Consider the following 13,457-nt stretch of genomic DNA (forward strand, 5'->3'; position numbering starts at 1 on the left):
GATGGCAGGGCCCCTCCCGGCCAGGCAGGGTAGGGGGAAAGACGCTTCCCTGTCCCGGATCGGGTGATCTTGCGTGTCGCTGTTCTGGCGCATCTTCTCGTTGAACGCGGCGGTTCTCACCGTCGCGGCTCTCGTGCTGCTCTTCGCCCCGGTGACCGTGTCGGCGACGGCCCGGCTGGCCGAGGCGTTGATCATCCTGGCCGGCACCGCGGTCACACTGGTGGCCAACGCCGTGATGCTGCGCGTGGGGCTGTCGCCGCTGGCCCGGCTGACCCGGGTGATGACCACGATCGACCTGCTGCGTCCGGGCACCCGGCTGGTCGCCCGGGGCCAGGGCGAGATCGCGCAGCTGATCACGGCGTTCAACGCGATGCTGGACCGGCTCGAGACGGAACGGGCGTCCAGCGCCGGGCGCGCGCTGTCGGCCCAGGAGGCCGAGCGCCACCGGATCGCCCAGGAGTTGCACGACGAGATCGGCCAGACGCTGACCGCGGTGTTGCTCGATCTCAAGCGGGTGGCCAAAGCCTCCCCCGATCCCGTGCGCGACCAGCTGCTGCAGGTGCAGGAGAGCACCCGCAACAGCCTCGACGAGATCCGCCGCATCGCCCGCCGGCTGCGCCCCGGCGTACTGGATGAACTGGGTCTGGCCAGCGCCCTGCGTGCGCTGGCGGGCGAGTTCACCACGGCCGGTCTGGCCGTGCGCCGACAGGTCCACTCCGATCTGCCCGTCCTTCCGAAGGAGGTCGAACTGGTGCTCTACCGCGTCGCCCAGGAAAGCCTGACCAACGCCGCCCGGCACTCCGCCGCGCAGCACGTCGATCTCGTGCTGTCCGAGCAGAACGACGGCGGCGTACGCCTGTGCGTGCGCGACGACGGCCGCGGCCTGCGCGGAGCCCCGGAGGGGGCGGGCATCCGCGGCATGCGCGAACGCGCGCTGCTGATCGGGGCCGACCTCTCCGTCGAGTCCGGCGTCACCGGCGGCACCTCCGTCCAGTTGTCGGTGCCCGCATGATCCGCATCCTGCTGGCCGACGACCACGCCCTCGTGCGCCGCGGCGTCCGCCTGATCCTGGACAGCGAACCCGACCTCGAGGTGATCGGCGAGGCCGCCGACGGGTCCGAGGCGCTGGCGCTGGCCGCGGCCGACCCGCCCGACCTGGCCGTGCTCGACATCGCCATGCCCCGGATGACCGGCCTGCAGGCCGCCCGCGAGCTCAGCCGCAGCCATCCCGACCTGCGCATCCTCATCCTGACCATGTACGACAACGAGCAGTTCTTCTTCGAGGCGCTGCGCGTCGGCGCGGCCGGTTACGTGCTGAAGTCGGCCGCCGACCGCGACCTCGTCGAGGCCTGCCACGCGGCCATGCGGGACGAGCCGTTCCTGTACCCGGGGGCGGAGACCGCGCTGATCCGGGAGTACCTGGAGCGGGCCCGCACCGGCGCCGACATCCCGGACCGGGCCGTCACCGAACGCGAGGAGGAAGTGCTGAAACTGGTCGCCGAGGGTCACTCGACCAAGGACATCGCCGAGTTGCTCTACATCAGCGTCAAGACTGTCGAGCGCCACCGCTCCAACATCCTGGCCAAGCTGGGTCTGAAGGACCGCCAGGAACTGACCCGGTACGCGATCCGGGCGGGGCTGATCGAGCCGTGATGCTGGTCGTCCTGATCCTGCACGCCGCGGCCGCGCTCCTGGCCCCGGTGGCGATCCGATACGCCGGCAACCGTGCTCTCTACGGCCTCGCGCTCGTGCCGGCCGGGACCTTCGTCTGGGCCGCGGCCCAGTCGCCGCCGGTCGCCGAGACCTACCCCTGGGTGCCGCACCTGGGCATGGACCTGGCCCTGCGGATGGGCCCGCTGTCGTGGCTGATGCTGCTGATCGTCAGCGGCATCGGCGCGGTCGTGCTGGCCTACTGCGCCCGCTACTTCAAGGAGGGCGACCCGGGGCTGGGTCGCTTCGCCGGCATCTTCCTCGGCTTCGCCACCGCGATGACCGGCCTGGTCCTGACCGACGACCTGCTCCTGCTGTACGTGTTCTGGGAGCTCACCACGGTCTTCTCGTACCTGCTGATCGGGCACTCGGGCGAGCAGTCGGCCGGGCGACGGGCGGCCATGCAGGCGCTCGTCGTGACGACCGCGGGCGGGCTGGCCATGCTGGTCGGCTTCGTCATGCTCGGGCACGGCGCCGGCACGTACCGCTGGTCGGAGATCGTCGAGGGCCCGCTGCCGGCCCACAGCGCGGTCGCGGCCGTGCTGGTCCTGGCCGGGGCGCTGAGCAAGTCGGCCATCTTCCCGTTCAGCTTCTGGCTGCCGGCCGCGATGGCCGCGCCCACTCCGGCCTCGGCCTACCTGCACGCGGCGTCCATGGTCAAGGCCGGCGTCTTCCTGCTCGGCCTGCTCGGCCCGCTGCTCGCCCTGGCCGAGCCGTGGCGGCCGGTGGCGCTGGTGGCCGGGGTCATCACGCTGCTGCTCGGTGGCTGGAACGCCATGCGGCAGCACGATCTGAAACTGCTTCTGGCGTACGGCACGGTCAGTCAACTGGGTCTGCTGACCATCGCGCTCGGGGCCGGGGGCCGGGCCGCCGCGCTGGCCGGGGCCGCCCTGCTGCTGGCGCACGCGCTGTTCAAGGCGGCGCTGTTCCTCGTCGTGGGTATCGTCGACAAGCTGGCCGGGACGCGGGACCTGCGCGAGCTGAGCGGGCTGGGCAAGCGCGCGCCGGTGCTCGCGGGCATCGCCGCGCTGGCCGTGGCCTCGATGGCCGGGGTGCCGCCGCTGGCCGGGTTCGTCGGCAAGGAGACGCTGTTCGCGGCGTTCGAGCACGGCGGCACGACCGACCGGCTGGTGCTGCTGGCGCTCGTGGCCGGGTCGGCGCTGACCGTCGCGTACGGCCTGCGGTTCCTCTGGGGCGCCTTCGCGACCAAGCCGGGCGTGGCCGCGGTCGAGGCGCCGCGGGCCGGGTTCGCCTTCGCCGCGCCGGCCGGGCTGCTCGCGCTGGCGGGGCTCGCGGTGGGCATCGGCGCGTCGTGGCTCGACGGCGTCCTCGCCCCGTACGCGGAACTCTTCCCGGGCGAGACCGAACACCTCGCGCTGTGGCACGGCTTCGGACTGCCCCTGCTGCTGTCGGCGGCCGTCCTCGCCGCGGGTGGCACGATGTTCGCCGCCACCCTGCGCGGCCGGCCCTGGCCGGGACGCCGCCTGCCGTACGCCGAGACCGTCTACAAGTGGCTGATGTCCGCCGTCGACCGGGCCGCGGTCGAGGTCACCGGCTTCACCCAGCGCGGGTCGCTGCCGTTCTCGCTCGGCATCATCCTGGTCGTCCTGGTGCTGTTCGGCGCGGGCACGCTGGTGTTCGTCGCGCCCTGGCCCAGCGGGATCCGGCTCTGGGACACGCCGCTGCAGCTCGTGGCGGGCGCGGTCGTGGTCAGCTCGGCGTTGATCGCGGCCCGGTCCCGGCGGCGGCTGACCGCGATGATCCTGCTCGGCGTGTCCGGGTACGGCGTGGCCGTCATGTTCGTGCTGCACGGGGCGCCCGACCTGGCCCTGACCCAGTTCCTGGTCGAGACGGTCACCATCGTCATGTTCGTGCTGGTGCTGCGGCGCCTGCCGGTCCGGTTCTCGGCCCGGCCGCTGCGGGTCAGCCGGATCCTGCGGGCCACCCTGGCCGCGGCGACCGGGCTGGTGGCGGCGGGCATGGCCTACGTGGCCGTCGGCGGGCGGATCGCGACGCCGATCTCGGTCGACTTCGCCGAGCCCGCGGTGTCGTACGGCGGTGGCCACAACATCGTCAACGTGGCCCTGGTCGACATCCGGGCCTGGGACACCATGGGCGAGATCTCGGTGCTCGTGGTGGCCGCGACCGGCGTGGCGTCGCTGATCTTCCGGCGGTCCGGGGCGTTGCAACGGCGCAAGGCCGAACAAGGGACCATGTCCGCGCCGCAGGGCCCCTGGATGCGGGCCGGTGACAACCCCGAGGCCAAACGCCAGTCGATCATCCTGCAGGTGGTGGCCCGCCTGTTGTTCCACACGATCGTGATCTTCTCGATCTATCTGCTGTTCAGCGGGCACAACGCGCCCGGTGGCGGCTTCGCCGGTGGTCTGGTCGCCGGGCTGGCCCTGGTCACGCGGTATCTGGCCGGCGGGCGGCGCGAGCTCAACGCGGCCGCGCCGGTCGACGCCGGCCTGCTGCTCGGGGCGGGCCTGCTGATCGCGGTCGGCACCGGCGCGGCGGCCATGGTCGCCGGGGGTCAGGTGCTGCAGAGCGCGCTGCTCGACTTCCACCTGCCGCTGGTCGGCCACATCCACTTCGCCACGTCGGCCTTCTTCGACATCGGCGTCTACCTGATCGTGGTGGCGCTGGTGCTCGAGATCCTGCGCAGCCTCGGCGCCGAGCTGGACCGCCAGCACGAGGTCGCGGCGCGCTCGGAACGACGGGCCATCGAACGACAGAAGGAGCCGGTGTAAATGACTCCCAATCTGGTCTACGTCGTGGTGATCGGCGTGCTCTTCGCAGCCGGGGTCTCGATGGTGCTGGAGCGCAGCCTGACCCGCGTACTGATGGGAATGATCCTGCTCGGCAATGGTGTGAACCTGTTGATCCTGCTCGGCGGCAAGGCCGGCACGCCCCCGATCGTGGGCCTCGGCCCGGACGAGGAGATGGCCGACCCGCTGCCCCAGATCATGATCCTGACCGCGATCGTGATCACGCTGGGCATGACCGCGTTCCTGCTCGCCCTGGCCTACCGCAGCTGGGCCATGTCCGGCCACGACGAGGTGCAGGACGACGTCGAGGACCAGCGCATCATGCTGCTGGCCGAGAGGGACGAGGGTTCCGGTACGGACGACACCGACCACCACGAGGCCGCGCGATGAATTTCCTGGTTCCCCTGCCCGTCGTGATGCCCTTGTTCGGGGCCGCGCTGGCGCTGATGATGGCCGGCAAGCCGCGCGCCCAGCGGACGGTCAGCCTCACCGTGCTGACTGCCACCCTGCTCGTCTCGTGCGCCCTGCTCTTCCTCTCGACCGTCGACGGCCCGCTGGTCGTGGCCGTCGGGGGCTGGTCGGCGCCGCTGGGCATCGTGCTCGTGGCCGACCAGCTGGCCGCGCTGATGCTGGTCGTCTCGTCCGCCGTGACCCTGTGCGTGCTGGTCTATTCGATCGGGCAGGGCATGGCCGACGGCCACGAGGAGACGCCGCTGTCGGTCTACCACCCGACCTACCTGATCCTGACGGCCGGTGTCACTAACGCGTTCCTGGCCGGCGACCTGTTCAACCTGTACGTCGGGTTCGAGATCCTGCTGGTGGCCAGCTACGTGCTGCTCACCATCGGGGGCACGGAGAACAGGATCCGGGCCGGTTCGACGTACGTCGTGGTGTCTCTGCTCTCGTCGGTCGTCTTCCTGACCGCGATCGGCCTGATCTACGCGGCCACCGGCACCCTCAACCTGGCCCAGCTGGTCGAGCGGCTGGACGCGCTGCCCGACGGCCTGCGGCTGATCCTGCAGGGCATGCTGCTGCTGGCGTTCGGCATCAAGGCGGCCGTGTTCCCGCTGTCGTCCTGGCTGCCGGACAGCTATCCGACCGCGCCGGCCCCGGTCACGGCGGTGTTCGCGGGCCTGCTGACCAAGGTCGGCGTGTACGCGATCATCCGCACCGAGACCCTGCTGTTCCCTGGGGGACGGGCGGCCGCCGTACTGCTGATCCTGGGTCTGCTGACGATGGTGATAGGGATCCTGGGCGCAGTGGCGCAGTCCGACATCAAACGGTTGCTGTCGTTCACGCTGGTCAGCCATATCGGCTACCTGCTGTTCGGGGTCGGGCTGACGACCCAGCTCGGGTTGTCCAGCGCGATCTTCTACGTGGTCCACCACATCACCATCCAGACGACCCTGTTCCTCGCGGCCGGGCTGATAGAAAAACGAGGCGGCAGTACGGCCCTGGACAAGCTCGGTGGATTGGCCAAGCTCTCGCCCGTCCTCGCTGTGCTGTTCCTCGTGCCGGCGTTGAACCTGGCCGGGATCCCGCCGTTCAGCGGGTTCATCGGCAAGCTCGGCCTCGTGCAGGCCGGGGTGGCCGACGGCGGCGTGCTGGCCTGGCTGCTGGTCGGCGGCGGCATCCTGACCAGCCTGCTCACCCTGTACGCGGTGGCCCGGGTCTGGAACCTGGCCTTCTGGCGTACGCCGCCCTCGTCGTGCCCGCCCCGGTCGCGCTCGCTGCTGCCGCCGCTGATGGTGGCGCCGACGATGGCCCTGGTCGTCTTCGGCGTCGCGCTGACCGTCGTGGCCGGACCGCTGTTCGACGTGTCCGACCAGGCCGCCTCCTCGCTGATGGAACGGGCCTACTACGTGCAGGCCGTCTTCGGCGGAGGTGCGCCGTGAAGGGCGGACGCTGGCGCGACCGGTGCATCGCCGCCCTGGGGCTGACCGGCATCTGGGTGCTGCTGTGGGGATCGTTCAGCGCCCTGACGTTCGTGGGCGGACTGATCATCGCGGTCATCGTGCTGGTGGTGTTCCCGCTGCCCGCGGTCACCTACGCCGGGCGGATCCACCCGCTGGGCACGCTGCGGTTCCTCGGCCGGTTCCTGACCGACATGGTGGTGGCCAGTTTCCAGGTGGTGCGGCTGGCCTTCAGCTTCGGGCACGTGCCGACGAGCGCGATCGTCGCCGTGAAGCTGCGGGCGCCCTCGGACCTGGGCCTGACCATGACCGCCGAGGCGCTGTCGCTGGTGCCCGGCAGCCTGATCGTCGACGTCGACCGCAAGAAGGGCGTGCTCTACGTGCACGTGCTCGAGGTCAAGTCGGCCGAGCAGGCCGAGCAGTTCAAGGAGGACGTGCTGGAGCTGGAACGCCGGATCATCCGCGCCTTCGGCTCCCCGGCCGAACGCCGCATCATCGAGGAGGTGCCCGCATGACCGTCGTCGCGATCGTCATCACCACGCTGCTGGCCGGGGGCGCCGTCCTCGCCCTGGTCCGGATCGTCCGCGGCCCGTCCATCCTGGACCGTATCGTCGCCACCGACGTGCTGCTGGCCGTGATCGTCATGTCCATCGCCACCGAGGCCGCGTTCTCACGCGACGCGACCGCGCTGCCGGTGCTGGCGGTGCTGTCGATCCTGGGCTTCACCGGGGCGGTCAGCGTGGCCCGGTTCGCCATCCGCCGTCAGGCCCCGGCCGACCCGCCCAGCGGCCGCGACGCCGACCGGCCCAGCTCCGATTACCAGGCCGAGTCGATCGACCTGCCCGACTCGCTGGGCCTGCCGGCCGCCCTGGACCGGCGTCCGCCCGAGCCGCCGGACCGCGGCGATTCGCTGAGTCCGCCGGATCGGCTCGACCGTCCCACGGAGGAAGTGCGATGAGCGGCGTGCTGGACGTGATCGCATGGTTCCTGCTGGTGGTCGGGGCGCTGTTGAGCCTGTCGGCCGGGGTGGCGCTGATCCGCTTCCCCGACCTGCTCTCCCGGATGCACGCCGCAACAAAACCGCAGGTGCTCGGCCTGCTTCTGGTGCTGATCGGCTGCGCGCTGCGCCTGCGCGACGCCGTCGACATCACCACCCTGCTGCTGGTGGCCGTCTTCTCGATGGCCACGGCCCCGGTCGCCGCCCACATGATCGGCCGGGCCGCCTACCGCGCCGGCCAGGCCCGGGCCGACCTGCTCGTGGTCGACGAACTGGCCGACGCCGACGACAAACGCTGAGGAGGCACGCCATGGAGTCCGACGCCGACGGTGAACTCGCCCGCCGGATAGCCGAGGCGCTGGCCGCCGACGAGCGCTACCGGCGCCAGCCGCTGGCCGTCCAGGTGCAGAACCGCGTGGCCATCCTGACCGGCACGGTCGAGAGCCCCGAGGTCTACGACGCGGTCACGTCGTACGTCCGCGGAACCCCCGGCGTGCGCGACCTGTGCGACGGCATCATCGTGCAGGACGGCGAGGCCCGGATGCGCGACGCCCGCCACTTCGGCGAGCTGGCCGCCCGCTTGGCCGTGCAACCCGTCCAGGGCACCCGGCGCGGCCGCCCGGCTGCGGTCGTGGCCCGGTTGGTGATGCTCGCGGTGACCGCCCTCATCGTCATCATCGAGATCGCGGGCTGGCTGGCCGCGGTGTTCGGCGTGGGCCTGCTGGCCTGGACGGCCGACGTGCTGCTGCGGCGCCGCAAACGCTGACCTATGCCCTGGGGCAGGGATGGGTTTCCCTCCCCGGCCCGATGGCCCGGCCGCCCAAGTTCCCTACCTTGATCGTCATGACCTTCACCGTCGGCGACAAGCTGACCGAAACGCTGTCCCGGGCCCGCGCCGCCGCCGACGGCCCCATCGGTACCGGCCATCTGCTGTTCTCCCTGGCGTACGACAAAGAGGTCACACCCCTGCTCGACGCCTTCGACATCACGTCCACGGTCGTCCTCACGGTGCTGAGAAACCCCGGCCGCCCACCGGCCGGGCCGGACGCCGGCCCGGTCGTCGACCCCGACGCCGCCTCCGATCGCGGCCCGTCCGACGGCCACACCGTCGTCCGCGGCACGGACGACCGCGCCGCGCCGGTCTCGGCCCCGGCTGCCGCCGCCCTGCGCGACGCCGAGGACTCCCCCTCGGCCCTGCTGGCGGCCGTGCTGACCGACCCCACCGCCGAGGCCTGCGCCGTCCTGCGGGATTGCGGCCTCGACCCGGCCGAGGTCCGCCAGGCCGCGCTCGACAACCGCGTGCCCCAGCGCCCCGACAAGCTGGCCCCCGAACTCCGCCCCGCCCGCGACGCCCTGCTGGGCCGCGTCCGCTACCGCGGCCGGGGCTTCCGCGACCGTCTGCTCTTCTCCGTCCTGGCCCGCAAGGTCAACCACGCCGGCCGCCCCGTCCTGTGGACCCGCCTCGAGGCCGACGAACAGGCCCGCCGCCAGAACCGCCCCACCACCACCGACGACATCCTGCTGGCCCTGCTGGTCACCCACGAGGTAGCCACCGCCTACCCCCACCTGTCGGCCACGGCCACCCCCCTCTACACCGGCGCCGCCACCCTGCGGGCCGAAGGCATAACCCACACCCGAGTACGAGCCACCACCGTCGAAGGCCCCGACGCCGTCCCACCGAGCAAGATTCTCGTCCCCGGCCCCCACTGGACCGAAGACACCCAGACCCTGCTCGACCGCCTGACCGCCCACCCCGGCAACCGAGCCACCCGCCTGCTCACCACCCTCAGGCACTGACCTTTCTGGTGCGCCCCACCGCCGTCGGCCAGCGCTGAGTGCCTTCCCTCACGGTTCGGCCCGCGACGAAGGTTGGGCGGCGCACGATGGAGGCATGAGGTACTCGTCCGTTCCGACGGCCGTGCTGGTCCGGCTGGCGGTGCTCGCGGTGGCCGTACTCATCGTCCTGATCAGTGTCCTGGGCTGGCCGGTTGCCCTGCTCGGCGTCGCCGCCGCGGCCTGGTTCCTGGACGTACGTCACCGCGGCGTCTAGATCGGTTGCACGGTGACGCGCGGCCACCGCTGCGCCGGCTGGTGACGGGCCAGCCGTTCCCGGGAGCGGTCGCGCAGCGCGCCTGCGCCGACCCCGGCCTCGGGTACGGCCGCATCGCGCGCGGTCCGGAGAATGCGCATCCACCACGAGTTGGCACGAATGAGCCCGATCAGGTCCGATTCCACCGGGCCACTGTGGCACGGCGAACCCAGCGCAATCCGGCTGGCCCTACCAAGGATGCGGGGGTCAGCCTCATCTGGACGGCGCTGGTTACCGTCCTGGCGGTCAGTCGATCGGAGACAGAATCGAGGCCGTCATGGTCAAGATCAAAACAGCAGTGGCCGCGGTGGGGCTTGTCGGCGCGTTCGTGTTCGCGCCGCCCTGGCTGGCCGGGCTGTGGACTGGGAGCCACTTCGGGGGCGAGCGCAGCCTGGCCGAGGCCGGCCGCACCGCGTTGGCGGGCTTTCTCAGTTCGGGTGGCCGCGAGCTTCCACCCGATCTGCGGCGGATCGTCGACTACTGGCTCGCCTTCCACGTGGTCAAGGCGGTGGCCGCCGCGGCCCTGCTCGTGCTGTTCGGGTTCGTGTTCTACCGGGCCCGGAACAAGGTCGCCGCGGTCGGCGCGGGCGCGCTCGGGGTGTTCTCGCTGGCCGCGCTCATGGCCAACATCCAGGGCGCGGTGGCGCCTCTGTCCTCGCTGCTGTCGCTCGCCGCGACCGGCGCTCCCGGCCCGCCGGACTGGGAACCGGCCCGCCGGCAGCTGGCCGAGGCCCGGTTCACGCCCACCGTCGAGGTTCTCGTCGGTGACTTCGCCCTGTACCACGCGGCGATGGTCGTCGTCGCCGGTGTGCTGGCCGTCGCGCTCGGCGCGGCCAGCGTCGCGCTGTGGCGGCGGTTCGCGCGGACGAACCGGGACGGCCGTGTGTGGCAGGCCGTTTCCGCGTCGGTCGCGGTCGTGCTGACGTTGATCCTCGGCACGCTGACGGTGGCCAACGCGACCACCGCGGCCGATCCCGCGCCGGCCCTGCTGGCCTTCTTCAACGGGGGCTGGTGAGGCGGGCCGGCTTGGCCGCGGCGTTCGCGAGTTGCGTCTCGAGGTACACCTTGATCGCGGCCAGCTCGGTCGCCCGTTGCGCCGCCACCCGCTTCTGGTACGCGGTCTCCACGGCCAGCATCATTCCGGGCAGCTGGGTCTCGGTCTTGCAGGCCACGTCGGCCGTGGCCGCCTTGATCTCGGCCGGGTCGGCCCGGGCGGTCTGCCAGCGCTGGTCGCCGACCGCGGCGTACGGGTCGGGGTAGGAGTATCCCTTGGCCCGCATGCACGTGCTCCAGTCGGCGAAGACCTGGGCGACCCGGCTGTCGGCCTTCGTCTGGTTGTACGTCTCGAACTGGAGCTTCTCCGGGAGGCCGGGGTCAGCCTCGGGAGCGCCCTCGGCGAGTTGACGGACGGCTTCCCCGGCACAACCGCCGACCGGAACCGGCTGCCCCCGGAAAGTCTGTTCGCCCCGGCCCGCCCAGACATTCATCGCGTCGGCCGTCGGCTTCTTCTGATCGACGTTCGGCGGCGCCGTCTCGGGCGCGTGGTAGCCGATGGTCGCCGCTTTCCCGGCCTCGATGACCGCATATCGACGGGCGTTCCGGGGCGTCCCGTCGGGGGTCGGCAACTGATTCATGGGCCAGGACAGACCGAATCGCTTCAGGCAGTCACGACCCATCGAGGTTACCGCCGCGTCGATCTTCACCCGCTGTTCACCGGTCAGCAGATAAACGTCGAGCGGCAGCACGATATCGGCACCGGACCGTACCGTAAGAATGGCGCCGATCGACGGTTCTTCCGATTGCGCCTCGGCCGGCCCGGTAGTACAAGCGGCGAGAGTGGCGACGGCTGCGGTGAGACCGAGAGGAATGAGAACACGTTTCGCATTAATCATTGCGGCGGCTCCTCTGTCGGGGAACAGCCCGGCCGGCGGATGCTGGCCGGGCTGTTTTCATTCGTTAGTCCGCCGCGAGCCTCAGGGCCCGGCGACCCGGTGCGAGCTGAGCGCGTTGTCGAGAGTGCCCAGCGTGGAGTACGCGTAGCTCAGGGTCCCGATCGCTTGCCCGTAGGGCAGCAACTGGATGTAGGTGCCCGTGTAGTTGGCGTTGGCGTACGCCCGCACGTAGCTGTTGGAGTAGTTGACGATGCTGCTGCCGTTGTTGTCGATCGCCGTCGTGGTGGCCGGCGGGGTGCCGAAAGCAGGCAGGTTCTTGCAGTCCAGCTTGTACGTCACGCCCTGGAAGGTGACGTCGCTGACGACAGTCGTCACGGTTCCTGCCGGGTTGTTCGTGTAGCCGACGCCGAACCGAACGACGTTCTTGCTCTTCCCGGCCTGGGTCACCACAACGCTGGGGTCTACATCGTCGTAATAGCCCGGGTTGGGACGACTGGGCGGGACCGTCATCGACCACAATCCGGTGGCCGGGTCCCAGCGGAGCGTCCCGTACGAATCACTCGTCCCGCCGAACACCTCGACGGAGAAGAACGAGGGCTGGTCCGGGGTCGGCGATGCCGTGTAGGTCCCCGGGTCGAGGTCGTCCGTGCTGAGGGTGCCGGCGACGTTGCGGTGGATGAGGTCGGTGGAGTTGAACTCCAGACCGTTCGCGGTCGCCGTGGGCTTGCGGGCGGTCTCGTCGGGGTTCACGAACCACTTGTCGTTGTTGAGGTTGGGGCAGTTGTCGAAGTTCACCGCGGTCACCGACGGGTACGCCGGCACGGTGGTCCCGAAGTCGTAGAACTGCCCGGTGAGGTTCGCGTCCTTCCAGACGACGACCTCGCCGGTGTCGATGACCTTGTCCCCGTTGGCCGCGCTGGCCGGTGCGGCAACACCGACAGCGGCGATCGCACCGGCCGCAATGGCCAACGCGGTCCCAATTTTGCGGATCATTTCTTGACTCCTCATTGGAGAGAGCACGGAAGGGAGATCGTGCCGAGGAAGCCTGAATATCCGGCCACTGACCGTACCTTGCCGCCGTGCAAGCACCCGCGCGCTGGGCGTTACTCGGCAACCGCGATATCGATCATTGTCGAATACGGCTCCACTGAGCAGGAGTCTTGTCCGGCACCGGGGCCGACGTCAACGCATTCCATCCCCGGAATCCATGAGTGAATCGATCGACGAATGGTCCGCATTCGCATTCACGATCATCGTATCGACAGTTTCAAGGTCACGAGTGAAATGATTCTTCACGTCGATTCACAAGAACAACTGGCGACCGTAAACAGCGGCGAGCCGCACCCCCGAACGGGGATGCGGCTCGCTTCGGTGTTGCGACTGCCGATCAGGGAGACGTGGTGCCGGGGCCCGGAACGATCACCGGGTTGGCCGGCGTGGCGCCGACACCGTTGTTGAAGCGGCCACCGTGACCACGGCCGCCGTGACCACGGCCACCGTGACCCCGCCCGCCGTGACCCCAGTGTCCGCCGCGGTGGCGGAAGTCGTCACGGAAGTTGTTGCGGTGACCGCGGACGCCCCAGGGACCGAACCAGTTGCGGTCGTCCCAGTTGTTCCAGCCGCCCCAGGAGTCGAACTCGACCCGCAGGGCGTACCCGCCGCGGACGCGGTAGCAGTCGTAGTCGTCCCACGAGCCGCGACGCTCGCCCAGCCGGCCCGCGAAGTGGCACGCGGCGCGGCTGGAGTAGACGTCGATGACGCGGCTGCGGGAGGCGGCGCCCGCCGTCGTCTTGGCGGCCGAGCTCGCGGCCTGACCCTGAGCCTGGCTCGCACCCGTGGTCGCCATGGCCGGGCCGGCGCCGACCGAGGCAGCCACGAAGAGACCCATGCCGGTCACCGTGAGCATTCGAGTAAGTCGGTTCATATCTACCTTCTCTTGACACGTTATGTCGAGGAAGATAGAACCACGCGAACCGCGCAGAATCTGGTATTTCCCTGTGAGTTCCACGAAAGTGGCAGAGCGGACAAAATGTGCGGCGGGGCCCGCCCCCCCCCCCCGGGCCCCCCGCCCCCCCCCCCGCCCCGGGG

The 13,457-nt window shown here is 70.6% G+C and carries 16 protein-coding genes; 12 read left to right on the forward strand and 4 right to left on the reverse strand.

Features of this window, described 5'->3' with window-relative positions; genetic code table 11:
- Window positions 1–73 precede the first annotated feature (73 nt).
- The 11 genes from M1L60_RS42740 (at window position 74) to M1L60_RS42790 (ending at window position 9,438) form a co-directional block, all read left to right on the forward strand.
- On the forward strand, window positions 74–1,012 hold the full coding sequence (locus M1L60_RS42740) for a sensor histidine kinase (protein ID WP_253243334.1): 939 nt from the start codon (window positions 74–76) through the stop codon (window positions 1,010–1,012).
- Entirely contained in the window at window positions 1,009–1,653 is a 645-nt protein-coding gene (locus tag M1L60_RS42745) for a response regulator (protein ID WP_253243335.1), read from the forward strand. Before M1L60_RS42740 ends, M1L60_RS42745 begins: the two co-directional genes overlap by 4 nt.
- Window positions 1,653–4,460, forward strand: coding sequence for a Na+/H+ antiporter subunit A (locus tag M1L60_RS42750; RefSeq protein WP_253243336.1), 2,808 nt, complete (start codon window positions 1,653–1,655; stop codon window positions 4,458–4,460). Before M1L60_RS42745 ends, M1L60_RS42750 begins: the two co-directional genes overlap by 1 nt.
- Entirely contained in the window at window positions 4,461–4,868 is a 408-nt protein-coding gene (locus M1L60_RS42755) for a Na(+)/H(+) antiporter subunit C (RefSeq protein ID WP_253243337.1), read from the forward strand.
- Entirely contained in the window at window positions 4,865–6,373 is a 1,509-nt protein-coding gene (locus M1L60_RS42760) for a Na+/H+ antiporter subunit D (RefSeq protein ID WP_253243338.1), read from the forward strand. Before M1L60_RS42755 ends, M1L60_RS42760 begins: the two co-directional genes overlap by 4 nt.
- Entirely contained in the window at window positions 6,370–6,906 is a 537-nt protein-coding gene (locus tag M1L60_RS42765; protein ID WP_253243339.1) for a Na+/H+ antiporter subunit E, read from the forward strand. Before M1L60_RS42760 ends, M1L60_RS42765 begins: the two co-directional genes overlap by 4 nt.
- The gene (locus M1L60_RS48130; protein WP_308208628.1) at window positions 6,903–7,349 is read left to right on the forward strand and encodes an MrpF/PhaF family protein; all 447 of its coding nucleotides are present in this window, start codon (window positions 6,903–6,905) and stop codon (window positions 7,347–7,349) included. The genes M1L60_RS42765 and M1L60_RS48130 overlap by 4 nt, the downstream gene beginning before the upstream one ends.
- Complete coding sequence (mnhG, locus tag M1L60_RS42775) at window positions 7,346–7,687, forward strand: monovalent cation/H(+) antiporter subunit G (RefSeq protein ID WP_253243340.1); 342 nt, start codon at window positions 7,346–7,348, stop codon at window positions 7,685–7,687. Before M1L60_RS48130 ends, mnhG begins: the two co-directional genes overlap by 4 nt.
- 11 nt (window positions 7,688–7,698) lie before the next feature.
- The gene (locus M1L60_RS42780; protein ID WP_253243341.1) at window positions 7,699–8,154 is read left to right on the forward strand and encodes a BON domain-containing protein; all 456 of its coding nucleotides are present in this window, start codon (window positions 7,699–7,701) and stop codon (window positions 8,152–8,154) included.
- 77 nt (window positions 8,155–8,231) lie between these two features.
- Window positions 8,232–9,185 (forward strand): Clp protease N-terminal domain-containing protein, encoded by a 954-nt coding sequence (locus tag M1L60_RS42785; RefSeq protein ID WP_253243342.1) that lies wholly within the window; start codon window positions 8,232–8,234, stop codon window positions 9,183–9,185.
- Window positions 9,186–9,279: 94 nt separating this feature from the next.
- A complete protein-coding gene (locus M1L60_RS42790; protein ID WP_253243343.1) occupies window positions 9,280–9,438 on the forward strand; it encodes a hypothetical protein in 159 nt (52 codons plus the stop codon).
- On the opposite strand, the gene M1L60_RS42795 is transcribed toward M1L60_RS42790, so the two are convergent.
- Entirely contained in the window at window positions 9,435–9,623 is a 189-nt protein-coding gene (locus M1L60_RS42795; protein WP_253243344.1) for a hypothetical protein, read from the reverse strand. The genes M1L60_RS42790 and M1L60_RS42795 overlap by 4 nt on opposite strands.
- 131 nt (window positions 9,624–9,754) lie before the next feature.
- Here M1L60_RS42795 and M1L60_RS42800 point away from each other — a divergent pair, with 131 nt between their 5' ends.
- Window positions 9,755–10,492 (forward strand): hypothetical protein, encoded by a 738-nt coding sequence (locus tag M1L60_RS42800; protein ID WP_253243345.1) that lies wholly within the window; start codon window positions 9,755–9,757, stop codon window positions 10,490–10,492.
- Here M1L60_RS42800 and M1L60_RS42805 read toward each other — a convergent pair.
- From M1L60_RS42805 to M1L60_RS42815, 3 genes are all read right to left on the reverse strand, one after another.
- The gene (locus M1L60_RS42805) at window positions 10,476–11,222 is read right to left on the reverse strand and encodes a hypothetical protein (RefSeq protein WP_253243346.1); all 747 of its coding nucleotides are present in this window, start codon (window positions 11,220–11,222) and stop codon (window positions 10,476–10,478) included. The genes M1L60_RS42800 and M1L60_RS42805 overlap by 17 nt on opposite strands.
- Before the next feature lie 228 nt (window positions 11,223–11,450).
- Complete coding sequence (locus M1L60_RS42810) at window positions 11,451–12,362, reverse strand: peptidase inhibitor family I36 protein (RefSeq protein WP_253243347.1); 912 nt, start codon at window positions 12,360–12,362, stop codon at window positions 11,451–11,453.
- A gap of 394 nt (window positions 12,363–12,756) precedes the next feature.
- Window positions 12,757–13,257 carry a hypothetical protein gene (locus M1L60_RS42815; protein WP_253243348.1) on the reverse strand — a complete coding sequence of 167 codons (501 nt, stop codon included), beginning with the start codon at window positions 13,255–13,257 and terminating at the stop codon, window positions 12,757–12,759.
- Window positions 13,258–13,457 lie beyond the last annotated feature (200 nt).

The organism is Paractinoplanes aksuensis (genome assembly GCF_024137025.1).
GTDB classification, from domain to species: Bacteria; Actinomycetota; Actinomycetes; order Mycobacteriales; family Micromonosporaceae; genus Actinoplanes; species Actinoplanes aksuensis.